Source organism: Bradyrhizobium sp. 155 (genome assembly GCF_023101105.1).
Classification (GTDB): domain Bacteria; phylum Pseudomonadota; class Alphaproteobacteria; order Rhizobiales; family Xanthobacteraceae; genus Bradyrhizobium; species Bradyrhizobium canariense_D.
On record NZ_CP064704.1, the window covers coordinates 6,707,816 to 6,731,112 of the forward strand.

19 protein-coding genes, 2 pseudogenes and 1 riboswitch are annotated in these 23,297 nt (G+C 58.9%); of the genes and pseudogenes, 6 read left to right on the forward strand and 15 right to left on the reverse strand.

The features are described from left to right. Nucleotides 1-125 precede the first annotated feature (125 nt). Together IVA93_RS40830 and metE are read right to left on the reverse strand one after the other, a co-directional pair. On the reverse strand, nt 126-254 hold the full coding sequence (locus tag IVA93_RS40830; RefSeq protein WP_256464700.1) for a hypothetical protein: 129 nt from the start codon (nt 252-254) through the stop codon (nt 126-128). Nucleotides 255-637: 383 nt separating this feature from the next. Then, entirely contained in the window at nt 638-2,953 is a 2,316-nt protein-coding gene (gene metE / locus IVA93_RS32150) for a 5-methyltetrahydropteroyltriglutamate--homocysteine S-methyltransferase (protein WP_247789456.1), read from the reverse strand. 100 nt (nt 2,954-3,053) lie between these two features. Continuing rightward, nucleotides 3,054-3,252, reverse strand: a riboswitch (cobalamin riboswitch). Between the two features lie 75 nt (nt 3,253-3,327). Between metE and IVA93_RS32155 the strand changes: the two genes are divergently transcribed. Beyond that, nucleotides 3,328-4,548, forward strand: a complete 1,221-nt coding sequence (locus IVA93_RS32155; protein ID WP_247285483.1) for an IS701 family transposase — start codon at nt 3,328-3,330, stop codon at nt 4,546-4,548. A 238-nt stretch (nt 4,549-4,786) separates the two neighbouring features. Beyond that, nucleotides 4,787-5,547, forward strand: a pseudogene (locus IVA93_RS32160) (IS5 family transposase). Between the two features lie 39 nt (nt 5,548-5,586). Here the strand turns inward: IVA93_RS32160 and IVA93_RS32165 are convergent. The 3 genes from IVA93_RS32165 to IVA93_RS32175 form a co-directional block, all read right to left on the reverse strand. Next, nucleotides 5,587-5,775 carry a hypothetical protein gene (locus IVA93_RS32165; protein WP_247789458.1) on the reverse strand — a complete coding sequence of 63 codons (189 nt, stop codon included), beginning with the start codon at nt 5,773-5,775 and terminating at the stop codon, nt 5,587-5,589. Between the two features lie 242 nt (nt 5,776-6,017). Next, a complete protein-coding gene (locus IVA93_RS32170) occupies nt 6,018-6,221 on the reverse strand; it encodes a 4Fe-4S binding protein (RefSeq protein WP_083926370.1) in 204 nt (67 codons plus the stop codon). Between the two features lie 606 nt (nt 6,222-6,827). Then, a complete protein-coding gene (locus tag IVA93_RS32175; RefSeq protein WP_247284010.1) occupies nt 6,828-8,042 on the reverse strand; it encodes an EAL domain-containing response regulator in 1,215 nt (404 codons plus the stop codon). A gap of 600 nt (nt 8,043-8,642) precedes the next feature. Here IVA93_RS32175 and IVA93_RS32180 point away from each other — a divergent pair. After that, a complete protein-coding gene (locus IVA93_RS32180; RefSeq protein WP_247374770.1) occupies nt 8,643-9,158 on the forward strand; it encodes a GNAT family N-acetyltransferase in 516 nt (171 codons plus the stop codon). Nucleotides 9,159-9,735: 577 nt separating this feature from the next. On the opposite strand, the pseudogene IVA93_RS32185 reads toward IVA93_RS32180, so the two are convergent. The 6 genes and pseudogenes from IVA93_RS32185 to IVA93_RS32210 all read right to left on the reverse strand — a co-directional run. Continuing rightward, a pseudogene (locus IVA93_RS32185) lies at nt 9,736-10,616 on the reverse strand (SMP-30/gluconolactonase/LRE family protein); the annotation flags it as partial. Continuing rightward, nucleotides 10,613-11,440: a citryl-CoA lyase gene (locus tag IVA93_RS32190; RefSeq protein ID WP_247789460.1), complete on the reverse strand. Its 828-nt coding sequence runs from the start codon at nt 11,438-11,440 to the stop codon at nt 10,613-10,615. The pseudogene IVA93_RS32185 and the gene IVA93_RS32190, both read right to left, overlap by 4 nt. A gap of 55 nt (nt 11,441-11,495) precedes the next feature. Continuing rightward, a complete protein-coding gene (locus IVA93_RS32195) occupies nt 11,496-12,761 on the reverse strand; it encodes a CaiB/BaiF CoA transferase family protein (RefSeq protein WP_247299127.1) in 1,266 nt (421 codons plus the stop codon). 54 nt (nt 12,762-12,815) lie between these two features. Then, nucleotides 12,816-13,838, reverse strand: coding sequence for an ABC transporter substrate-binding protein (locus IVA93_RS32200; protein ID WP_247411997.1), 1,023 nt, complete (start codon nt 13,836-13,838; stop codon nt 12,816-12,818). Between the two features lie 33 nt (nt 13,839-13,871). Further along, entirely contained in the window at nt 13,872-14,645 is a 774-nt protein-coding gene (locus IVA93_RS32205) for an ABC transporter permease (protein WP_247299131.1), read from the reverse strand. Next, the gene (locus IVA93_RS32210) at nt 14,629-15,417 is read right to left on the reverse strand and encodes an ABC transporter ATP-binding protein (protein ID WP_247299133.1); all 789 of its coding nucleotides are present in this window, start codon (nt 15,415-15,417) and stop codon (nt 14,629-14,631) included. The genes IVA93_RS32205 and IVA93_RS32210 overlap by 17 nt, the downstream gene beginning before the upstream one ends. A gap of 106 nt (nt 15,418-15,523) precedes the next feature. Between IVA93_RS32210 and IVA93_RS32215 the strand changes: the two genes are divergently transcribed. The 3 genes from IVA93_RS32215 to IVA93_RS32225 all read left to right on the forward strand — a co-directional run bounded on the left by IVA93_RS32215 (nt 15,524) and on the right by IVA93_RS32225 (nt 19,719). Next, the gene (locus tag IVA93_RS32215; RefSeq protein WP_247299157.1) at nt 15,524-16,270 is read left to right on the forward strand and encodes an IclR family transcriptional regulator; all 747 of its coding nucleotides are present in this window, start codon (nt 15,524-15,526) and stop codon (nt 16,268-16,270) included. A gap of 920 nt (nt 16,271-17,190) precedes the next feature. Further along, on the forward strand, nt 17,191-17,403 hold the full coding sequence (locus IVA93_RS32220) for a hypothetical protein (RefSeq protein ID WP_247299135.1): 213 nt from the start codon (nt 17,191-17,193) through the stop codon (nt 17,401-17,403). A 609-nt stretch (nt 17,404-18,012) separates the two neighbouring features. Next, nucleotides 18,013-19,719, forward strand: coding sequence for an outer membrane beta-barrel protein (locus IVA93_RS32225; protein WP_247789461.1), 1,707 nt, complete (start codon nt 18,013-18,015; stop codon nt 19,717-19,719). Nucleotides 19,720-19,814: 95 nt separating this feature from the next. Here IVA93_RS32225 and IVA93_RS32230 read toward each other — a convergent pair whose 3' ends face one another. The 4 genes from IVA93_RS32230 to IVA93_RS32245 all read right to left on the reverse strand — a co-directional run bounded on the left by IVA93_RS32230 (nt 19,815) and on the right by IVA93_RS32245 (nt 22,833). Continuing rightward, nucleotides 19,815-20,012: a hypothetical protein gene (locus tag IVA93_RS32230; RefSeq protein WP_247789462.1), complete on the reverse strand. Its 198-nt coding sequence runs from the start codon at nt 20,010-20,012 to the stop codon at nt 19,815-19,817. Between the two features lie 229 nt (nt 20,013-20,241). Beyond that, nucleotides 20,242-20,511 carry a Rossmann-fold NAD(P)-binding domain-containing protein gene (locus IVA93_RS41055; RefSeq protein ID WP_346771313.1) on the reverse strand — a complete coding sequence of 90 codons (270 nt, stop codon included), beginning with the start codon at nt 20,509-20,511 and terminating at the stop codon, nt 20,242-20,244. 64 nt (nt 20,512-20,575) lie between these two features. Further along, on the reverse strand, nt 20,576-20,827 hold the full coding sequence (locus IVA93_RS32240) for a hypothetical protein (protein WP_245288394.1): 252 nt from the start codon (nt 20,825-20,827) through the stop codon (nt 20,576-20,578). A 626-nt stretch (nt 20,828-21,453) separates the two neighbouring features. Next, nucleotides 21,454-22,833 carry an MATE family efflux transporter gene (locus IVA93_RS32245; protein ID WP_247789463.1) on the reverse strand — a complete coding sequence of 460 codons (1,380 nt, stop codon included), beginning with the start codon at nt 22,831-22,833 and terminating at the stop codon, nt 21,454-21,456. Nucleotides 22,834-23,297: the final 464 nt, after the last annotated feature.

Sequence of the window (23,297 nt, forward strand, 5' to 3'; positions counted from 1 at the left end):
TCGTCGGCAGGGAGGACTTACCGCCGATTGATCTTCGGCGAGGGCATTCGCCGTCAAACAAGGAGAAACGGATATCACTCCGCGCGAAATCTGGAGCCGTTTGCCTTCCGCTCCTGTCGGAAACTTCACGACTTTTCCACCACTCGCCCGCTGTCCGGTTGGGACGGCAGTGCCTTGACCGAGATGGGATCCTGCGCCGGTTTGGCTGCCGTGCCCTGAAACACAAGCGGCAGTTTGCCGTCGCACAGCAGCATTTGGTACGTCCCCAAAAACCAACAACGCTCGATTACCTCTCCCGAAGAGCGTGCCAGGGCCTGAATTTCGTATGACGTTCCGTAAGGACCGTAAAATAGATTGTTGTGATGAGACGCATCCACGCGATGGATAAATGAAAAAGTCGGGCTGTGCTTCGCGTCGAGCGTTAATGACGTCGCAATAGGACCTGATCGGACCTCGCCGGCATGCTGTCGGCCGTCGGGTCGAGAATCGAGCTTGTCGCCGGCTGTATGCGACCGCCTCCGCCGACGCCCGCCCGCATTCCGCGGCGCTGGGAACTTTGAAAGCTCCCAAGGACATCGTAAGCCCCCAAAGCGCGTGCATCTTGTTCACAAACGCGTTGGCGAAACGCTCCGGCCCATCATGGCTCGGCCCGCAACTCGCGTGCGGCGGCCACCATATTGACGAGCGCGGGACGCACCTCCTCCCACCTTCGCGTTTTCAGTCCGCAGTCGGGATTGATCCAGAGCTGCCGATCGGAAACTCGCTGCCGCGCCAACACAATCAGCTGCTTGATTTCCGCCGCTGCGGGAATGCGCGGTGAATGAATGTCATAGACGCCGGGCCCGATCTCATTTGGATATTTGTAGCTCTTGAAGGCCTCGAGCAATTCCATCTTAGAACGCGACGTCTCGATTGAAATGACGTCGGCATCCATTGCTGCGATCGCATCGATGATTTCGTTGAACTCGGAATAACACATGTGAGTATGGATCTGAGTTCCGTCGGCGACCACGGAGGAGCAAAGGCGGAAGCTGTCCACCGCCCAATCTAGATAGTTCTTCCACTGCGATTTGCGTAGCGGCAATCCCTCCCGCAACGCAGCCTCGTCGATCTGGATCATGGTCGCTCCAGCCGCCTCAAGGTCGATGACCTCATCTCGGATCGCGAGAGCGATCTGTCGGCATGTCTCGCGCCGCGAGATGTCGTCACGGACAAACGACCAGTTCAGGATGGTCACCGGTCCGGTCAGCATAGCCTTGACGGGTTTTTTGGTCAGAGACTGCGCATAGCGCCACCATTCAACGGTCATGGGCTTCGGCCGGGAGACATCTGCGAACAGGATAGGCGGACGAACGTACCGCGAGCCATAAGACTGAACCCATCCATGCTTGGTAAAAGCGAAGCCCAACAGCTGCTCGGCAAAGTATTGAACCATGTCATTGCGCTCGAACTCACCGTGTACGAGCACGTCCAGGCCGATATCTTCCTGCCACTTCACGGTACGGGCTGTCTCCGCTTTCAGAAGCTGCTCGTACTGCGTGTCATTCAACGTTCCCCGCGCATGAGCCGCGCGCGCATTCCGGACATCGGCCGTTTGCGGGAAGGATCCGATGGTTGTCGTTGGGAACATCGGCAAAGCGAACGCGACGCGCTGGACGTCGGCACGCTGGGTGAACGCACTGCGACGGCGAAGCATGCTATCGTCGATCGCGGCGATTCGTCCGGCGACATTCGCATTGTGGATCTCGGGCGATGTTTCGCGGGTGACGGCTGCCTCCTCCGTAAGCGCAAGTTCATCGGCCACCTCGGCAGCATGGCCGGCCAGCGCTTTGCCCAATATCGAAAGTTCCTTGATCTTCTGAACTGAGAACGCCAGCCATGTCTTCAGATTGGGATCGAGATCGGTCTCTAGCTCAATGTCGATCGGAACATGAAGCAGCGAGCAGGAAGGAGCAATCTGAACACGGTGCCTGCCCAATTTTTGGACCATAGGAGCAAGTTGGTCGAGCAGCGCCGGAAGATTGGAGCGCCACACGTTCCGACCATCAACGACGCCTAGTGAGACCACGAGATCTCTACGGGTTGTGGCGACAATTGCGTCCAACTGGTCAGGTGCCCGAACCAGATCCACATGAAGCCCGGCAACGGGCAAGGCCAAGGTTGTTTCAAGATTGTCGCCGATAGCCCCGAAATATGTGGCCAGCATGATTTTAAGGGCCGGCACAAGCTTTGCGAAATGAGCATAGGCCCGGCGGACAGCCGCCCGCGATGCTTCGTCGACGTCCATCACTAGGCATGGCTCGTCCAGCTGAACCCATTCAGCACCGCGCGAGGATAGTTCGCGGAGAACATCGACATAGACTGGGAGGAGCCGATCGAGCAGCGACAGCGGATTGAATGCGGGATTTGCGCTTTTGCCAAGCTTCAGGAAAGTGACTGGGCCAACTAGGACGGGGCGCGTTTGGTAGCCGAGGCTTTTTGCCTCCTCATATTCCTCGATCGGCTTTCGAGAGGAATACTTAAAGATCTGATCCCGGTGAAATTCCGGCACCATGTAGTGGTAGTTGGTATCGAACCACTTCGTCATTTCCTGTGCGGCTACGCCAGGCCCATGCTGAGCGTGACCACCGTCCTGAGCGCCACGCGCCATGGTGAAGTAGGTCTTGAGCGACACAGGACCTTCGGTCCAGCCGTAGACGTCGGGAATGGCGCCGACCATTAGGCTGGTATCGAGCACATGATCGTAAAACGAGAAGTCATTCGAAGGAATGACGGTCGCACCGCGGGATTTCTGCCGTGCCCAATTAGCGGCACGAAGTCCACTCCCCGCCTCGAGGAGCTCGGCTTCGCTGGAGTTTCCCGCCCAGTACCTCTCGAGCGCGACTTTGAGTTCGCGTCGTGGGCCGATGCGTGACGTCCCCAGTGTGGCAACGGGAAGCGAAAGAAAAGACATAGCTCAGACCCCATGATTGGGGCAAAGGCCATGGCGGACGCATGCAGCGAATATCGCGTGAGCGACAGCTGCTTGGCGCACACCGGGACACCCCGCCCGTGGACGATATATTGTCGAGGCAGGTCTCCTGGCTCGCGGGTCGTCGCTGCTGTCCGGCCTTCCCGAAGCCGCATGGCTTCAGTGACTTCGTTGGACAGCGGCTCGCCGCTTACAGTTGCGGGGGCAGCGCCGGCATTGCACCGGCTTCCCTCTTAGCTCCGGATCAAACGAATCCGAAGACCACGACGACTGGCATTAGGCGCACGAGGATCGATCCGTCAACCTACTAGCATTACAGTTGCTTTTGTTGCGGGCTTCTGAATCCATGGGCAACCATGATTCGAATGTCGTGGGCGCGGGCCGCGTCGGTTGAGGCGACGCTTGCGTTGTGGGCGGCGTCGCTTCGAGAGATCAAGCAACGGATACGTCCGTTGTTCACGCAAGAGCGTGTTGCGACGAATGCAGGTCTGTTCCTGGAAGGTCTGCTCGGAGATGAGCAGCGCAAGACCGGTTGGATGCGCGCGGAGGCGGCTGGCGATCCCGGCCCATGGCGGCAGCAGGCGATTCTGGGTCGTGGAGACTGGGACGCTGATGCCCTGCGCGATATCGTGCACGACTATGTCATCGAGCATTTGGCGGATGACGATGCGGTGCTCGTGATCGACGAGACCGGTTTTCTCAAACAGGGCAAAGCGTCATGCGGAGTGGCGCGGCAATACACTGGTTCGGCAGGAAAGATCACGAACTGCCAGATCGGCGTCTTCGCTGCCTACGTTTCGCGTCATGGCCATGCGTTCATCGATCGCGCGTTGTATCTTCCGAAGGAATGGACCGACGATCCAGATCGTCTGGAAGCCACATATGTGCCTGCCGATGTCGGCTTTGCGACCAAACCAAAGCTTGCGACGAGAATGATCGCACGCGCGATAGCCGGGTCTGTACCATTCAAGTGGGTTGCCGGTGATACCGTCTACGGTGTTGGCAACATCGAACAGCAACTACGTCGGGCAGGCAAAGGCTACGTGCTTGGGGTCAGCAGCGCTCATGTGTTTCGATCCTGGGGCAAGCGACCGCCGGTCGCCGGTACGGCTGCAGACCTCGCCCGGACGCGGCGCTCATCCGACTGGAAGCGCCTGTCGGCGGGAGCCGGAACCAAAGGACCGCGGCTGCACGATTGGTGTTATCTCGAATTGGCGGATCTCGAGGCCGAGCAGTCCAACAGTGCAAATGACGGTTTGTGGACACGCGGTCTACTGATCCGTCGTCGCATTGCCGATGATGACCTCGCCTTCTTCACCACCTGGTGCCCAGCGGGAACAGCCATTGAAACGCTGGTCGCGGTCGAAGGCCATCGATGGGCGATCGAGGACAGCTTTGAAACGGCGAAAAACGAGTTCGGGCTCGATCACAACGAGAGCAGATCCTGGCATGGCTGGCACCGTCATGTGTCCTTGGTGATGCTCGCCTTCGCCATGATGGCCGCGATCCGACATCGCGCTAATCCGCCACCGCCCAAAAAAACGAAACGGCGCCCCCCGGCAAAAGCCAAAACATAACCACCCCACCACTGATCCGTTGGTCAATCCAGGAAATCCGCCGCATTGCTATCAGACTTGCGCGGAAGCGGATTCAACCCGCACACATCATCGCATGGTCCTTCTGGCGCAGAGCTCACCAGGCTGCCGCTCAACGCGCCCACTTCAAATCAAAAAAGCAACTGTAATGCTAGGGTCTGTACCTAATTAGCGAGTTCTGATTCCCTGGTGCTAAGTTGATTCGGCACGGGGGACTTCGATGCGCAAAGGACTGTTCTGGCTCAACGACAAGCAGTGGGCTCAGATAGAGCCGCATCTGCCAACGAACCAGACCGGCCCGGCGCGCGAAGACGATCGACGCATTATCAGCGGTATCATTCACATGCTCCAGTGCGGCGCACGCTGGCGCGATTGCCCGTCCGACTATGGCCCTTACACGACGATCTACAATCGGTTCAATCGCTGGGCTAAGCGCGGACATTGGCAGGCGATCTTTGAAGCGCTCGCCCGCTGCGGCAAGGACCGAGTGGCTTTGTCGATCGACTCCACCTCGATCAAAGCGCATCGCTCGGCGAGCGGCGGAAAAGGGGGGAGTGTGAACAGGCGATCGGCCGCTCGCGCGGTGGGCGGACCACGAAAATCCACGCGCTGAGCGACCCTGATTGCAAACCTTGCGCATTTCATCTCACTCCGGGACAAGCCGCAGACATTGCCGCAGGGCCGGCCCTTTTGAAGCTCGCGCCGCCCATGTCTTCCCTCATTGGGGACAAAGGCTACGATGGCGACGGCTTTCGCGCCGAAATCGTCAATCGCGGCGCGAAACCCGTCATTCCAAACAAATCCAACCGGGTAACCCTCCACAGCTTCAGCAAGCGCCTCTATAAAGGGCGCAATGTTATCGAGCGCTGTTTCTGCCGGCTCAAGGATTTCAGGCGTGTTGCTACTCGCTACGACAAACTTGCCAGAAACTTTTTGGCCGCCGTCCACCTCGCCGCTCTCGTCGCTTATTGGATCAATTGAGTCTGAACCCTAAGTGTCGCCGCACCCTAGCTCCATGCACTAGTGCATGGGGAAGGTGGGCAAGCAGATGCCGAGCTTCTCGTACGTCTTCAGGATCTCCGGATCGATCTCGTCGCGCGTGGAGACCGTCTCTTCGGCTTCGAAGTGACGTAGCTTTAGATATCCTGCAAGCTGATCTTGGGATATTCGACGCCCGTCCACCTCGCCTCGGCTCGGCTCGTCAGCCAACGACGATAAGCCTCAACGCGACGACCTGGAGCATCGAGGCGGCCTTGTCATTATTCGAGACAAATTTGACGGTCTCCTCTGACAGAGCCCTTCGAGCGCTTCTCGGAGTCGATCAGCGCCTTAAGCTCATAACGATGTTGATCGACCTCGATGCGCCGCACGCGGACGGCGGCCTCCACAAGCTCGACATCTAGTCCTTCGTTCGCAAAATCGAGCGGTGAAGCCTTCTGGACGCGGGCTGCTTATGTTGTCTTAGACGGGACACAGGTGTCAGGCACCGGACAGACCACAGCGCATTGCGGCGTGTCGGAATGGCCCTCGCACTCCGTACACTTTTTTGCATCGATAACGTAAATGTCGCGCTTGAGGCTGATCGCCGCGTTGGGACACTCGAACTCACATGCCCCACAAACGGTGCATTGCGAAGCGACGATCTTGTAAGCCATGCCTTCCGACTCCTTAGGCGAGCGATGCCATTGGCGATCCCTTTCAAATGCCGTGCCAAGGACAGGCGCGCTCAATGATGGGCAACTTGCCCAATGGTGCTGTGCGGGGTCTGAGACCGTGTTGCATCTGCGACAGCATGGGCCGCTTCAATATCAAGCCGTGCGAGCCCTCGGGCGCCTACTCCGATAGCCGGTCGCGACTCGACTGCTGCGAGCTTCCGTCGGTTTCGCGGGGCCAAGCAACGCTCGACGATTCCCGAAACCGGCGGCGCGAGTAAAAGCCGCGAGCCGACGCACGTCTACGCCGGATGTCGGCAAACCTCCGGTCACACGCCCTGACCGGAGATTTTGTCCAAGCCGCGCTCACGCCTGCAACGTTAGCTCCGCGGATTGACTCGCTGGAGGCTTGCCAAAACGGCTTTGTGCTACAATACCCTTCGGCATCGCTTCGGAGGGAAATGAAGTTCGGCCGGGAGAAGCGATACTGGGTTTGCAAAGTGACCGATTTAATTGCAGTCAGCCGCATGCCTGGTGCCGAGTAGGCATGGCCGCGCGGGCCAGCGCTGGTACGCTTTGCCTGGCTGTGCTCAGTCACTCCTCATACAACTATTTTGGACGAAGTGGAACAGGGCTGAAAGATGACTGTGCAAATTGCTTCAGCGGCATGGCCTTTCCGAACAGATGGCCCTGCGCAAGGTCGAAGCCGAGTTCGGTCACAGCGATCAGGTCGGCGTGGCTCTCCACGCCTGCGGCGACGGTGCGCACACTGTACTCTTTGGCTAGATCGACGATATGGCGGCACACCGTTCGCTTCAGGGGCCCATTTCCGCAACCGGCGACGTACTGCCGGTCCACTTTTAATTTCATGAACGGGAATTTTTCGAGCCCCATCAGCTGCGGCCAATTGGCGCCGATATTGTCGATTGCAAGGCCAATGTTGTGAAAGCGAACCTCACGCGCGACCTCGATCAGGAGATCTAGGTTCTGGATCGCTTCCTCGCTCTCGATTTCGATCGTCAAGCCGCCGAAAGCGGGGTGCGACGGCATGCGCTGACAGAGATCGCGTACCGCCTGCGGGTCAATCAGGAATGCTGCCGGGAGATTGATGGAGAGATCGGTCGAAGTTTGCTGCTCCAGAAGATACTTCCAATCCTTGATCGCGCGGTCGATCACGAACTGCGACAAGTCCCTAAAATGAGGATCGTGAGCCTCCGGGATGAAATACGCTGGTGGAACAACGCCCCAGGTCGGATGCCGCATTCGCACAAGCGCCTCGGCGCCGCGGCGGCTGAGGGTACACGGGTCAAAGTTCGGCTCATACCAGAGCTCAAGCCAGCCAGCGTGTAAGGCTTCTCCGACATGGACTGCGGGACGGGGCGCCGGCTCTCTGGGCAAGAGCATGGCGACCCGATCGCGCAGCGTCTCGGCTGCAAACGGCGTCCTCAGCGGCGGCAGCATATCAAGTCCATATTCGCCCCCGACCTGCTGCACTGCCGTCATGACGATCGACTCGCGGGCGCCGAACGCCAGCACTCTGCCTGCAAATTCTTCGCGTACGAGTATCTCGAGCAATCGTCCAGGCTCGATGCGATCGGAGCCAATGCCGAGCAGGATCAGATCAGGGAAGTCCGTGCAGAGTACGCGCGGCAGCTCGTCAGCAGTCCCGCATTCGCTGATCACAAACCCCATATCCTCTAGCACATCGCGTAGAAAGGCGCGCAGATGCCGCTTGCCCACGGCCACGCACGCTCGCGGCCGCACCTTACGCTGGCCGAAGATTACAGGTTTCCCTCCGACCAGTTCGGCCTGCCCATGCTCCATCGCAACCACTCCCCTTCCGTGAAGGTCCCTTAAACGAGGAGCGAAGGTCCATACAAGCAGTGCTTGCCACTATCTTTCGATTCTTCGAGGTAAGCTTAAGATAGTGCATTAGCGTGCAAAATCTTTTCGCGATGTTGTTCAGACGATTTTGTCGGGCGCACGCGTATGATACCTGTCCCGGCTCGCGCAACTTTGTACGAGTGACGCACACGTGTGTGGGGAATCTCACCTTCGGACGCGCCGAGCTGATGCGCCCTATGCCACGGCGATGATCATGCTGCAAGATGTACTGAATCGACTCTCGTGAGTGATGATCAGCAATCTCTCCTACGAAATGTTTGATCGGCATGGCCGGCCTGCCCACGCGCGAATGTGCCGTCTCGTGGATTTCCTATCTAGTCGAAGGAGATCCAACTGAGTTCGCAGCGGGTCAAGCCGCGGTCGATTCTAAGAACGGCAACAGCTTGCACTTACCTCACCTCTGTTGGTTATAGCGAGTGCGGACGTCCTATTCCCTATCGAGCTTGATAGTTTCTCTCAGTTGCGTTCTCTGTATCCTTCTGAACATGGATATCCTCAAGAGGGACTGGAGGGACTAACGTGACGGGTGTTCGTGTTGGCGCTGAAGCGCAAGGCTTGCCCCACGGGGGCACGGCTTTGCGCAAAGGCGTGCCAGGAGATGAGAACGCGATCGTAGAAGCCGTCGGAAAGCTACTTTCTGAATTAGGTGGTCCCGAACCAGAGTTCAGCCTTGAAGGCGCAAAGCAGACTGCTTTGCGCCTGATTCAGGATCCCGAAGAGGGCTTCATTTTTGTCATCGAGGAACAAGCCACCCGGCAGATTGTAGGGATCGCTGCCATCTCCGCCGTACTGGCCGTGAGAGCAGCTGGAGCGTACGGCGTGCTTCAGGAGCTATGGATTTCTCGGGACTTCCGAAGCTCTGACCGCGGTGGGCATCTGCTCGAGGCGGTACGTTCGGAGGCGAAGCGCCGAGGCTGGCAGATGATTGAGGTTGCGTTGCCCCCTGATGGCTATCCGGCCTTAGAACGGGTACGCCGTTTCTACGAGGAGAGGGGATATCGGGTTGGAGGATTGCGCGCGCGCAAGAGGCTATGACAGACTGCGACCTCTGCTCCACACTTAAAAGCGCTCCTGGTCCTGTCACTAAAGACTTTCAAGGCAGACAATCCTGCTGCTTGTTGCTTCTCAAAACGAACGCTCCAACGCGTGCGTCGCGGCCGAGGACAATCGAGAACCTCGGCGCTGATGCGGTGCTTACTCCCACTGCGAGCGGGTTACCTCTTCGACTTTTTTGGCGGGTATCAACCATCAAATCGTTCTTCATGGTGCGGAGCGATACGATGGTCTTCTCAAGGCTCGTGGACCGCGAGCGGAAACCTGCCCGGCTAGAAGGCGCGGAGCCAGGTCGGCGGCGGCCCGTTGCGGGCGAAGCGCGACCCAGCCTTACAAACGATAGCCGAGTCGTTCTTTCGTGCTTCCCACACAATGCCGCCAGTTTGGGATCACCGCACACAAATGCGATCCATTCGTCGCCAAGTCCAATGCCTCGGCAACTGGCAAGCCAATCATCTATGGGGCTTCTTCCTGCAACTTGATTCGGTGGACCGTCGCGTAAAGGGATTCGGTACCACGCTGTCGCTCCTGCTGGCGAACGTTCAAGGAAGGTGACGAAATCAGCCATCAACACTGATTCGGTAGAGGATTCCGTAATGAGCAATGTGCCGTTTGCCGCCTCCAATACGAGGTTCGTGCAGGTCGCCCCAGCGCAGGACTTGATGCGGGCGATCGTTTCGCCGTTCGGCGCCATGACGAAGACGTGGCCGAGGGAGGCGAGCGCGACAAAGAGCCGCCCGTTTTGATCCATCGTCAGCCCGTCAGGACCGCTGGTCCCGAAGGACAAGCTGAACCGTCCCACCTTCGCAGCCCCGCCGTCACGCATCAGCGGCACGCGCCAGCTGCTGTTGTCGCGCGTCATTGCAACGAACAACACGGCCTCGTCGGCGCTGAGCACCAGCCCGCTCGGGCTTGGCCAGTTCGAAATCAGGCAATCGAGCCGGCCGGCAGGACACAGTCGGACACCCAGCCGGTCGGATCGTGCACTCCAGTTCGCCCCTGATCGGTGAAATAGATGTCGCCGTTAGTCGCGGTATGCAGGTCGTTGCAGCCTCTGAAGGACTCGCAATTGCGGTTGCCCCAGAAGCGGGCTGATAGTATCCCGCTGCGGATCGAGCTCCATGAGGCCGTTCATGTAGTCGGCCACCAGCCCCCGGCCATCAGGTGCGATCTTCAGACCAATCGGCCAGCCGTCATATTCGATTATCAGAGACCAGATCCCGTCGCGCGAAATCCGGAAAATGCGGCCGAAGGGGATATCGACGACGTAGAGATCCCCGGACTTGTCGAACGACGGCCCCTCGATGAAACAGTCCACCGATGGCCTCCGCGGTTGGCATCCGGCCCATTTCGAGGAAACACCACGGCGACGAAATTCCGCGGCATCGACGAGAACACGCGGGTCTCAGCCAGCTGAGGCGGCTTGTCGAGATACATCATGACGGGCCTCCCAGCGTGCGGCGCGGCTGTCCCTCATATTTGTAGCCAAACTGCTTGGGCATCGGTCCCTTGTTACGATCCTTGCGCCTGGTCTGTTCCCAGGCGTGGGCCAGGATTCCGACCGCTCGCGACAGGCAGAAGACGCCGCGCGCCAGCGGTGGCGCGAATCCGAGCTCGCCGTAAATGACCGCGGTCGCGCCATCAATGTTCATTGGGATGAGTTTGCCCTTGCGCTGCTGCATCACCCGCTCGATCGCGCGGGCGGCCTTGGCATAGTCGCCGCTGACACTGCCCTCAGCACTTGCGTCATCCACCAGCGCCAATAGCGGTGCGGCGCGGGGGTCGACCGAATGAAACCGGTGGCCGAAGCCGGGCAGATATTTGCCGCACCTTGCAGTGAAATGGTCAATTGCGGCGGCCGCGGCCTCGCCGATCTCTAGGCCATCGCGCCTCCGCAGCACATCTTCGTAGAGTTCGACCGCCTGCTCCCCTGCTCCGCCGTGCACCTCATCGAGTGTATTGATGGCGGACGCCATCGCACCATTCAGGGGCAGCCCACAGCTCACCGCCATCTGCGCAATTGCGATGGAGGGCGCGTGCGGACCGTGGTCAACGGACGCGACCAGCGCAGCTTGCAGCAGCCGCTCCTGCGCTGGCGTCGGCAGATCGCCGCGCAACATCAGCCAGATCATGGCGGGAAAGGAAATCCGGCCGATCAAATCTTCGATTGGATAACCCCGATAGGCGATGCGACCGGGCGCGATGTCGCAGATGGAGGTTCGCCACCAACGGGCCGCTTGCTGCCGCAATTCTTCTTCGTTCATTTCCGGTTCCGCCCCTTCAACCCTGCCATTGCCGATCGCCGCAAGCCGTCGAATATCATGATATTGGTCCGTCCGCGGCTACGCGGACGGGCAGGAAATCAGCCGCCCGTTGCTTTGGCGTCCCGACGGCCCGGGTTGAGACCAGCTGCTCGACCTCCGCATACGAATAGCCGAGCCGCTGCAGCCATCGCTCGGTGTCTGCTCCGAGCGTCGCAGGTGGTGAAGGCACCGAAAACTCCTCATCCAGCCGGAAGCCCGGCCGCATGATTCGTAACGGCTGCGCACCATCTTGGTCTGGGGCCAAAGTCTCGACGAATCCGCGCTCGAGGAGCTGTGGCTGCTGCAAGATTTGGGAGACCGTCAGCACGCAGCCTGCGGGGACTCCAGCCAGATTCATTTGGGCCTCCCATTCTTCAGCGGGCTTGCAACTCAACGCCTGGTTCAACTCCGTGTTCAGCGCTGCGCGATGGACCTTGCGCATCTCGCGCTCAGCAAAGCGTGGATCCGTCTTCAGGTCCGGTCGGCCAATCAGGTCGCATAGGGCTTGGTACTGCTTCTGCTCGTTGGCGGAAATGTTCAGCGGGCCTGTTGCGGTGCGGAACGTGCCGGAGGGAGCCGCGGTGAAGTTCTCGTTGCCGATGGGCTGCGGCTCGACACCAGCGTTCAGGTGGTTGGAGACGACCCATCCCATCGCTGCAACGGTGGCTTCGAGCAGGGACACGTCAATGAACCGACCGCGGCCGCTATGCCGCTGTTCGACCAGAGCCGCGGCTATGGCAAAGGCAGCAGTCAGTCCCGCAATCGTATCCGAGATCGGAAAGCCGGTGCGCAGGGGAGCCGAGGCCGTATCGCCAGTGACGCTCATGGCACCAGACAGACCCTGAACGATCTGGTCATAGGCCGGACGGGCGGACCATGGCCCGCTCTGCCCAAAGCCGGAGATCGCGCAGTAGACGAGACGCGGGTTGTGCCTGCTGAGCACATTAAAGCCTAGGCTAAGCCGTTCCATCACCTTCGGCCGGAAGCTTTCGAGCACCACATCGGCTTCCTTGACGAGTCGCAAGAATACCTCGCGGCCCGATTCCGACTTCAAGTCCAGCGCCACGGATTGCTTGCCGGCGTTCACCGCGACAAAAGAGAGGCCCTGCAAGCGCTCTGCCCTTTGCGGATCGGCGCCGAGGCGCCGCGCAAGGTCGCCGCCGTTCGGATTTTCGACTTTGATGACCTCCGCGCCAAGACGCGCGAGATGATAACCGCAGAACGGACCGGCCAACACGTTCGACAGGTCCAGGACGCGGATGCCGGTGAGCGGCAGAGACATCTGAAGACGCCTTCCTTTAGGTGATCCGATGGTGAGGGCTTGGCCGGCTGGCAGCTATTTCAGTTGTTGTGCGGCGCGTTCCGCGAAACGATTGGTGAAGGTTTTGTTCAAGTCGATCTTTGCGGCAGCAATTTTTGGATCAAAGTCGCTTAGGACAGCCAGCGGGACCTTGGCCGCCTCGATGTCCATCTGTCCGGTTGGCGAGAAGAGCGCTTTCGATGCGTTCATGATTTCGATATTCACCTCGCGATTGTCAGTCTTGTAACCAGGAGGAATCGTATCGACGAGCTGCTCCGTCGGCGTTGCGTTGATCCAGCGGTGAGTTTTGAGCAAGGCGTTGACCAGGCGCTGGACCGTTTCGGGATTTTTGTCGATGAAAGTCTGCTGAAGGTAGAGACACGCGGTCGGATAGGACCCGCCGAAGGCCTGCTTTGAGCCTTCGATCGTGCGCGCATCGAACAGCGCTGTCGCGTTCTTTTTGCGCGCGAGAAGCGTCGCGATGGGATCGAAATAGACCAGGGCATCGACGTTCATGGCCTCAAGCGCCACCATGCCCGGTGCGCCGCTGCCGACGGCAATGATGTTGACATCGCGTGAACCCAATCCTGACTTCTTGATGTAGTAGCGCGCCATACTCTCCGTCGATGACCCCGGCGCCGTGATCCCGAGCCTGAGCCCCTTCAGGTCGGCGCCGGTTCTGACCTTGTCGGCGAGGTCGCTGCGGACACCGAGCAGGACGCCGGGAATGTCATTCAACAGGAACACGCAGGAAATTTGCTTACCCAGCACCTGCATCTGAATGGTATGATCGTAAAAGCCGATAGTCCCGTCGACAGAGCCGCCGATCAGGGCCTGCAGAGCCTTTGAGCCACCGGCCTGGAAGTTCTCGACGGTAACGTCAAGGCCTTCTTCCTTAAAGGAGCCAAGCTTCACTCCAAGTTCGACAGGCATATAGTTGAGGATTTTTGACCCCACCGCGATCTTCAATTTTGTTTTCTCGGGCGCGGTGGCATGCGCCAAAATGACCGAGAATGCGGCCAGCGCCACCACCGGCATCAATCTTATGGAAACGTGCATGCGAACCTCCATAATTGATGGGAGAGCGTACGATCAGCTTTCGTGCGCAGGCGCCGGCCGCCAGACCAGGAGCCGCTTTTCCGCGCAGTCGACGATGGCATCGAGGGCAACGACGAAGGCGGAGAGAACGATAATTCCTGCGAACACTCCGGTCGCATCGAGGACGCCTTCGGCCTGCGCAATTAAGTGCCCCAATCCTGCGGACGAGCCGAGATATTCCGCGACCACGGCTCCCATCACAGCCATGCCGACGGACACCCGCAGGCTCGACAGAATCCAGGTCGTGGCGGACGGCAGGTAGACGTGCCGTAGCAGGGACGACTTCGAAGCACGCAGCAGGCGGGCATTCGCCAGCACGACCGGATTGACCTCGCGGACGCCTTGGAACGTATTGAAGAATGCGACGAATAGAACCAGCGTGACGCCGAGCGCAACCTTGGAGGTGAGGCCCAATCCGAACCAGATGACGAAAATGGGTCCAAGCAAGATCCGCGGGATTGCATTGAACATCTTGATAAAGGGCTGAACGACTTCGGCAGCAAATGGGCTTAAGCCCAGCCAGATCCCAAGTGCTGTGCCGATCCCGATGCCAGCCAGGAACGACAGGACCGTCTCCAGCAATGTTATGCCAATATCGCCCCAAAAGTCCGCCGTCGACATCCACTCCCCGATCCTTACGACAAGTGTCGACGGCGCCGGAAAGAAGAAGGGATCAATCAGTCCGGCCCAGACGCCCAATTCCCAGATCAGGATCATGCCAAGCAGGATGGCGAACTGCGTGAGAGCGACCCTACCCCTGCGTGACATAGCTTTTCTCCACTTCGGCGCCGAGCAGCGACCAAATTTCACGATAGAGCGCGACGAATTCGTCGGTGGTCTGCAGCGCAGAAACATCGCGCGGACGAGGGAGCGTGATCCTGACGTCGGCAACCATGCGGCTGGCGGGACCGGCAGACATCACAACGACGCGGTCCGCCAGCGTGATCGCCTCATCGAGATCATGGGTGATGAAGATGAGCGAGCGCCGGTCCGCCTGCCAGAGGTCGAGCAGGATGCGGTGCATGAGTCGGCGTGTGTGAACGTCCAGCGCGGAGAACGGCTCATCCATGAGAACGATTTTGGGCTCCATGATCAGGGTTTGTGCCATCGCAACGCGCTTGCGTTGGCCGCCGGACAATTGATGCAGATAGCGCTCCTCGAATCCCTTCAATCCGACCTTGGCGAGCCAGGGCCGTGCCTGCTCGCGCGCTTTCGCGACCGACCTGCCCTGAAAGACGAGCCCGAGGCCGACATTGTCCTGGGCGGTCTTCCAGGGCAGCAGCCCTTCCTGTTGAAGCATGTAGCCGGACTGACCGTTCAGGCCCGTAAGAGACTTGCCGAAAATGCGAACGTCGCCGGCGGCGGGCTTCAGCAGTCCGGTGACAGTGTTGAGAATGGTCGATTTTCCGCAGCCGGTCGGCCCCACCACTGCAACGAATTCCGTCTCGGCCACCTGGAGGTTCATGCTTTTGACTGCCGTGAAGTCGCCGAAGCGAATCATGACGTCGTGCAAGTCCACGGCAAGTCCCGGCCGCCCCATTGTTTCGCTCCATAGAACTTGTGCTGAAACCTGGAACCGAGTAGCTCGCGTTCTCACGAGGAGTCAATCGTATTCTGACGTGCAGGATTGTGCTCGCGCTAGCTTGGTGGACTCCTGGCGTCAGTTTGACTATTGGTTCTGCACAGCAGAACCAGAGGTATCGATGGTAAGAACAGGCGTTGATGCGGTCACGCGGGCACTGGCAATCCTTAAGGCGTTCGACCCGGAGCGCGCCGCGATGACGCTGACGCAGATTGCGGATGCGACTGACCTCTACAAGAGCACAGTCCTTCGCCTTGCCGCATCTCTGGAGGCGGGTGGGTTCCTGGTGCGGGGTACGAACCGGCTATTTCGACCCGGACCGGAGCTATGGCGCCTTGGGGCGCTCTATCAGCGCGGGCTCGACCTTGGTGACCTGATCAGACCCTCGCTCCATCGTCTGGTCGAGGCTACCGGAGAGACCGCATCCTTCTACATCGCGGAGGGCGACGAGCGCATCTGCCTTTATCGCGTCAATTCTCCGCGTTCGGTCCGGCATCACCTCGAAGAGGGTCACCGATTGCCGATTGACCGCGGCGCTGCCGGCCGTGTTCTTACCGCCTACCGCGATTCTGCATCAACCGATGGAAAGAAGGTCAGAGATCGTGGCTTCTACGTCTCGATCGGCGAGCGGGATCCTGAGGTCGCGGCTGCAGCTGTGCCTGTGATCGACGTTCATGGCCAATTGCGCGGCGCTCTCTCGGTGTCCGCCATTCGGAGGCGCTTTGATGCAGATGCTCGGAAGGCTGCGATTCTAGTTCTGAAGTCCGAGGCTAAAGCGCTGATCGGTCTGCTGCCCGCAAGCGAGCGCTGAGCTACAATGGCAGCGTTCCGTTTATGATGCACAGCTCAGCGGGTGCCGCAAGGGCCTCTCCTGAGCGCAGCGTGCATTTTTTACATTGTTGAGGAGCATCGGGACGCGAATCGGCGAGGCGTTCTTTTGCGACAAGAATTTGGTGGTGGAAGGAATGCCCTGACAAACGACAGAGCGTCGTGCAGTGGTGACGCCCCTGAAGCCGTTCCTGGAGTCGTTCCAAGTGATCCCGCCGCAGATCATCCTCGAGCTCGACGCCACCTACCTGTACACGGGCATAAGGAGGGAGGCTTCTTCAAAGGCTACGCTGCTGGATATATGTGCTGGGCGCGCTGACATCGATGCAAGCGCGGCCAGAACGTTGCGCAGTTGTGCGGCCGTTCGACCCATTTGGCCCCCATCTTCGGCGTGGTGGTGTTGAACTGGCGCGCGGCGGCGTGCATTGCTCAGTGCCGTTTCCACACACCGCACCATGGCCTCTCGACCTTTCGGCGCTCCTTGAGAGCTTCTGGCAGGCTCGACATCCGCCTGATACGCCGCCTATCTCAGTCCGTCATCACCCAGCTTATTCAGAGATCGAAGTGATCGATGATGATCTCGGTCGTTCAGCCGCCGGCGGCTTACACACGCCGGCTTCGAGCGAATGGTAGCGGAGGTTTGCCTTGGTAGGGTTGGTGCGGTTTGCGCCCGCGACGTCTCGCGCTTCGCTCGCAACAGTCGGGATTGGCAGCAACTCATCGAGATGTGCCGCGTGGCCGATACCGGTTCTGGTCGATCAGGAGACCATCTAAGCGCTGAGGCATGGCAACGACCGCCTGCTGCTCGGGGTAAGGGGCAGCCTCAACGAGTACGAACCGGATCTGTTGCGCCAGCGCTCGCTCTCGGCACGCTGTGAGAAGGCGCTCCGGGGCGAGTTGGTTATGGCAGCGCCCGTCGGCTTCATGAAGGCCGTTATGAGAAAGACCCGGATCGGCGCGTCCAGGATCAAGATGGTGTTCGACCAGGTCGAGGAACTGGGCGGATCGCGACAGGCGCGTTGCTGGCGCCACGGGTCCAATCTCGATCCCGGTGAAGCAGACCAACGGGGACACGGCCCGGCGGCGACCACACTACTCCGCCATCGGCAGGCTTAAACACCGGGATATGGTAGTTCGAGCGCATTGATGTGACGCGCTCGGGGTACGCGATTGCCGTTGCCGGTCTTGAGGCCATTGCGATTGAGGGGGCGGCAATGAGATCGTCGCTGGCGATCAGCACCAGTCGGCGCGCGGTTGGATGGTGTCGGCGGAGAGCATCACGCAACTGATGCCGCCGTTCTTTAGCTCTCTTGCCGGCCGCGGTTGCAGCGGCGATCGCCCCGGGACCGACGACACCAAGCCGCGCTTCCTCGATCACCGCGCTGAACGATGCGGAGTTGCATGCCCTACACCGGCGTATTGAGGGCGATGGGACAACTGTTCGAAGCGCGACGCCCTGTCGGACGATAGCAGCGCAGACTGTCAGTCTCGAGACAAATGTCAGCAACTTGACGCTACACACCTCACGGAGTGCCTGCAGAGCTTCGAACTCTCTTCGGCACGAGGTTTGCTTTACTCAGTCATCATCATCACCACGCAGTGCGATGGTCTTCGGGACGGGCTCGGCGCATCGCCGTTAGCGTCTGGTCCGCCCGACGTTTTGCTGCGGCGATAACTTAAGGGCGCTCGGTTGTCGACCGAGAAAATGCAGGGAAGGAAGTATTGGTGCGATCTGGAGTTTTTCTTTCGGGAGCCACAACAATTGCGCTCATCGCAACCGGTGCAGCCAATGCGGCGGACCTTGAGCCAGAAGTGAAACTGCCACCAGCGGTGTGGAGCTGGTCCGGAGGCTATATTGGCGGGCACGTCGGCGGTGGGTACGGCCGAACCTCCTTCGGTAATCCCTACGGTCCGTCAATCTATGGCGGCGTCGTCGATACCCCAGTGTTCCTCGCAGGAGGCCAGATCGGCTACAATTGGCAGAAGAACGGCTGGGTCTTTGGCGTCGAACTAGATGCCAGCGGCGCTGTCTCCGATGGCACAAATACTTGTCTCGCCGCCTCCGGCTTTGTTGTGAGCGCAAACTGCACGGCTGGTCCAAACCTCTTTACCACCGGGACCGGTCGCGTCGGTTACGTGTTGGACGCTCTCGGCCATACGCTGGCCTATCTCAAGGGAGGTGTGGCTTGGCAATACAATCAGGGCAACGTCCTCAATAACTACGAATTCAATGACCTCGGGCTACAGAAGAAAACTCATTTCGACTATGGTCAGGTCGGTGGCGTCATCGGGCTGGGCGTCGAACAAGCGCTTACGCCTGCATGGTCGGTCAACGTAGAGTATGACTATCTGCATTTCGGTGGGCCAAGCGTCGCAACGCCTACGACGGTGCAGCTTCCGCCGTTCGCAATTCTTCCGGCGAACACAACGAGCCTGTCCAGCAGCTATCACATCGGAAAGATCGGGTTGAACTACCATTTTGGCGCCGACCCATGGGCGGCGCAATGGGCCGATGCGCCGCTGTATGCGAAAGCACCTGCCGGCGCGCCGCCGATTGCTTACACGGCCGGTTGGTCGTTCGAAGGCGGATCGCGGCTCTGGCTCAGCCGGGGACGATTCCAATGGGACGCCAGCGCTGTTCCCCATGGGATCCCTACTGGAGATCCTAACATTCTTGTATCAAGGCTCACCTACCACGGCCTCGACGGACTTTCCGGCGAATTATTTGGCCGTCTTGACAGCCCGTGGGGAGTGTTCCTGAAGAGCAACGTCGGCATCGGGCGCTTCGATAAAGGAAAGATGAACGATGAAGATTGGAGCCTCCCTCGCGGGGTCTCTTATAGCAACACGATATCGGGCCAGGCAAACGGAAGGTTCACCTATTATACGGTCGACGCGGGTTACGATTTTTTGCGCGGCGCCAACTACAAGCTCGGCGGATTTATCGGCTGGGCCTATTACGCCCAGAACTCCGATACGATGGGATGCATGCAGATTGCCAACCCCATGACACTATGCCCGGCGTCGGCTGATCAAATCATTGGCAGCCAGGATACGCAGTGGAATGCACCTCGCGTCGGCCTGAGCGCCGAAACCATGCTTACCGAGCGTTGGCGTTTAAGCACGGATGTCGCTTACCTGCCTTGGACCGATTTCGCTGGTCGCGACCACCATCTGTTGCGCCCGAGGACTACCTTTATTGATCATCGCGGGAATGGAGGCGGGGGTGTACAGGTCGAAGGCGTGTTGTCCTACTTCATCACCGATAATCTCAGCCTCGGCGTCGGCGGGCGCTATTGGGCAATGTGGACCCAAAAGGACAGCGAAGCGATATGCACAGGCTGTTATCCGGGAACCACTGCGGCTCAGTTTTCAAAGTTCAGCATGGAGCGCTGGGGTACGTTCTTTCAGGCCTCTTACAAGGTCAATTGAAAAGGCCCCACCTTAGTCAGCTCCAGACACCAGCCCTGCTGGACGAGCATCCTGAAGCCGTACGCGTTTCCCTGGCAGAAGTATCTTGAACCGTCCTAGGCGTTTTCGAAGCTGGAAGTCATTACCGGCGTGGCCCGCCCGGATTTACGTTGGATTCCGCCGCCAAATAATAGTGAGATACTGTCGAGCAGCTGATGGAAACGTGGAAGCGGCGCCAGGCTGAAATCGGTAACTTCAACAAGCTCCGCATTTGCCTTTGTAGGACGATTCGCGAAGTTGACGGGTGAAAACAAGGTTCAATTCTGATCGACGGGCGGTTCGTAAGACGCACGCACTCACTCACTAGTAAAGAAGGGGCCGCCGCCGTGAACTTCGGCGGTGACCCACCTAGGCCTACGGTGCAGAAACTCCGGTCCGTCATCGGCCCAACATATCGAACTTGATAACAAAGACATTCAGCGAGATCACATTAATGGGGAAACCGTCCGCGTGTTTCTTTTGCTCCACGAACGCGCTCGACACCTATCGCGATGGCTGCCGTGCGATTGTTTTCACGTTTGCTTCGCGCCAAGACGCGCTCGAAAGCACGATCCAAAGTTGATACTCCCTACTCGTGACTTCCTCCTCCTCCCAGAATAGTCGTTGGAAGCCCTGCACCCCCCATTCAAAGTAGCTGACCACGACACCGCCCGAGTTGCGGAGAATATGGGGATGAGAAAGATCTGCTTCTGATGGCCTTGCTACTGGCTGTTTCGGGGTCGATGCCCCGTTCCGGGCAGCCGGAACAAGCACGTCACACGGGATCGTCAGCAGCTCGCCTGGGTCTAGAGCAAGCTCGCTGGAGTGGCCATCCAGGCTACCTAGGAGGCAGCATGTCCGACCAGCTGTGGTATATCGAGCGCCGAGGTCGATAAAGCGCGCCCGTGTGATCTCTGACTCCGATCACTTTCGCTCGCATATTGTGTAGCTCGAGTGCGGTGATCGAACCGACATCTCCAAAGCCTTGAACAATACCGTGACAGATTCCTTCGGCATCAGCAGGCGGGTTCTTAGGTCGTCTGGTATCCTCGGGATAATTCGCGATCAGTTCGAATTGCTTTACGGCCATCTCAAACACTTGCCCAGTGCAGACAGTCACGGATAGCTCCTGAGCCTGGATATGAAACGTCGGAATGCTTGTGCTTCAGAGCACCGAGCTCCCTGGTGCGTGTTGCGCGTTTCAGACGCGGGTGAGACAACTAGTCCAATCAGCAAGATTGCGTCTCGCGGTCACGCCAGAAATATCACCAATGCGATGAAAGCGAGATTGACCGAGGCGGCCACGACGGCCCAACAGCAAATCGTGGCAGGCGAAAATTCAAGAGCGTCCTGCGAAGTGTCGACCCAAAGCGGCGGCATTCAAGTCAGCTCCAAAGACGCGGTTAAGAGACAAACCTGCATAAGCGCAGAAACCACCCACTCTGCTAAAGCCGAGCCTTTCGACCTTGCGTAGAGCCCTTGCCACCCCGCCTGGCGAGCGGGAGCACATCGGCTATCGCTCGCCGAACTGCCCGATCCGTCCGCTAGGCGAGCCGGTGCGATCCGCGAGTGCGAGGAGCACGGCTGGAGGAAGGACCGCGCGGATCGCACGCCCGCGAGCCCGCAAAATCCGTGCCCACTGGCAGCCCGTCTTGCCGCGAGCTTCTCGGGAGGCTTGCGCCCAATGCTCTGGGTTCGATGACATCCATTCTAAGGTCAACCCGCTATCCCGATCGCTCTTGAGCCACGGTGCCGGAGCGCTCGTCTGAGCTCACCGAACTGATGGAACATGACGAACAGAGCGATCATTCCGGCGCCCAGCTCAGCGATTGCTTGACTGGCTAACAGCCCATCGAAACCCGCAACCACCGGGAATAACAGTACGGCCGGTATGAAGAGATAGCCCTGCCTCGCCAGGGCCACAATTGCACTGAGGCGTGCTCTCCCAAACGCTTGAAGCATTGCCGTCACGAAACTCTGAACCCCAAACAGTCCAAAGAAGAGATGGAACACGATGCAGGACGAGACGGCTATTTCCGTGACATTCTCGTTATCGCTAAATAGACTCACCAAAGGCCTTGCAAAAACAACAACGGCCGCAGAATACGCGATGGAGAATGCGACCGTCACGAAGAGCATGAACTTCGCAGCCTTCAGAATACGAACATAGTCGCGTGCGCCCCAACCGAAACCCAGGATAGCTTGAGCGCCTATGCAGAACCCGGTGATAGGCAGTGCGCCGACCATCAAGATTCGCACAGCTATTCCAACTGCAGCGATGGAATCATCGCCGAACGGTGCGGCAGCTCCGTACAAGAGCATAACCGCAAGAGCCGATAAGATACTCGTCATTGTCGCTGGCGCGCCCACCAACGCGAGCTGTCTGATGCGATCTGCTCGCAATGATATGTGAGATATCCTGACGAGAACTGTCCCGCCAAGCTTCGCAAAATACGCAATATACAGTCCAATAGCGGCGATCTGCGATACCAGCGTTGCGAGGGCTGCGCCACGCACGCCAAGGTCAAACAAGAATATGAAGACAGGGTCAAGCACAGCGTTCAGTAGAAACGAGGTAAGCATCGCCCACATGCTGAATCGCGTATCGCCTTCGGCTCTGACAATGAACCCGCTAACGATGTTTAGAAGCATCAGGGTGTTCCCGAACAAAAGCGTTCCCGCGTAGTCGAGCGCCACGGGCATGATGGTTGGAGTCGCTCCGAGGATTGCGAATATCGCTGGCAGACTTGGAAGCAGAGCGACGGTAACTATGATGCCAATCGGAGCGGTGAGCGCGAGAGCTGTACTTGCGCCTCGACTCGCCTCTAGGTACTCACGAGCGCCCAGATGACGAGATATGAAGGACGCCGTTCCAACACCGATTCCCTGTGCGGCTGCCGCGAGCAGGACCATGATCGGCAAGGTCATGCTCACAGCTGCGGTCGCCTGCGCGCCAAGTGCGCCAACAAAGATCGCATTGACGACCTGCTGTAAAGCATGGATCGATAAACCAACAACAGATGGAATGGCGAGCCGCAGGATAAGGCTCGAGAGATTCGGGTCCGATAGATCGATGTGCTGTTTCTTCTGTGGCATCAAACTTCGCTCGCTCTCGAGCGCGAATTCCGTTCCGGCTCATTCATGCATGAACGTGTCGCGATTTTCCAAATTCGCTGATCGCGCACTCAGCGCAAGCTTTTCCGATCCGCTCTTGCACAGCGGTACATAAGTTTATCTGCGCCGATCGATCGTCGTGATCGCGTGGACCCGTTTGACGTTTCACAAGCTGATTTTTGCCTTGGTCGATTTTCCCTAGGCATGACGCCTCCCGCCAATCGCAGGCTTCTGCGGCTCTTAAGTAGAACAACGAGGATCCTGATTGAGGTGTCCGTGCGTAGCCACCTAGGTTCTGCCAGTCATATTGTGCCGTTCTGCCCTTTGTTGACTTCTCATCCGTTGCGTTTTTCCTCGATGATGATCGGCGGGGAACGCGGCCGGACCCTACAGCCTCAACTTGGCTTTGGCATCTACCGGATCTTGTAGTAGACGCTCCATCGTCT

Excerpts from the sequence above, each read along its gene's own strand:
- IVA93_RS40830 (WP_256464700.1), bottom strand. The coding sequence starts at position 254 with ATGCTGCTGTGCGACGGCAAACTGCCGCTTGTGTTTCAGGGCACGGCA.
- metE (WP_247789456.1), bottom strand. The coding sequence starts at position 2,953 with ATGTCTTTTCTTTCGCTTCCCGTTGCCACACTGGGGACGTCACGCATC.
- IVA93_RS32155 (WP_247285483.1), top strand. The coding sequence starts at position 3,328 with ATGATTCGAATGTCGTGGGCGCGGGCCGCGTCGGTTGAGGCGACGCTT.
- IVA93_RS32170 (WP_083926370.1), bottom strand. The coding sequence starts at position 6,221 with ATGGCTTACAAGATCGTCGCTTCGCAATGCACCGTTTGTGGGGCATGT.
- IVA93_RS32175 (WP_247284010.1), bottom strand. The coding sequence starts at position 8,042 with ATGGAGCATGGGCAGGCCGAACTGGTCGGAGGGAAACCTGTAATCTTC.
- IVA93_RS32190 (WP_247789460.1), bottom strand. The coding sequence starts at position 11,440 with ATGAACGAAGAAGAATTGCGGCAGCAAGCGGCCCGTTGGTGGCGAACC.
- IVA93_RS32195 (WP_247299127.1), bottom strand. The coding sequence starts at position 12,761 with ATGTCTCTGCCGCTCACCGGCATCCGCGTCCTGGACCTGTCGAACGTG.
- IVA93_RS32200 (WP_247411997.1), bottom strand. The coding sequence starts at position 13,838 with ATGCACGTTTCCATAAGATTGATGCCGGTGGTGGCGCTGGCCGCATTC.
- IVA93_RS32205 (WP_247299131.1), bottom strand. The coding sequence starts at position 14,645 with ATGTCACGCAGGGGTAGGGTCGCTCTCACGCAGTTCGCCATCCTGCTT.
- IVA93_RS32210 (WP_247299133.1), bottom strand. The coding sequence starts at position 15,417 with ATGGGGCGGCCGGGACTTGCCGTGGACTTGCACGACGTCATGATTCGC.
- IVA93_RS32220 (WP_247299135.1), top strand. The coding sequence starts at position 17,191 with ATGGCAGCGCCCGTCGGCTTCATGAAGGCCGTTATGAGAAAGACCCGG.
- IVA93_RS32240 (WP_245288394.1), bottom strand. The coding sequence starts at position 20,827 with ATGGCCGTAAAGCAATTCGAACTGATCGCGAATTATCCCGAGGATACC.
- IVA93_RS32245 (WP_247789463.1), bottom strand. The coding sequence starts at position 22,833 with ATGCCACAGAAGAAACAGCACATCGATCTATCGGACCCGAATCTCTCG.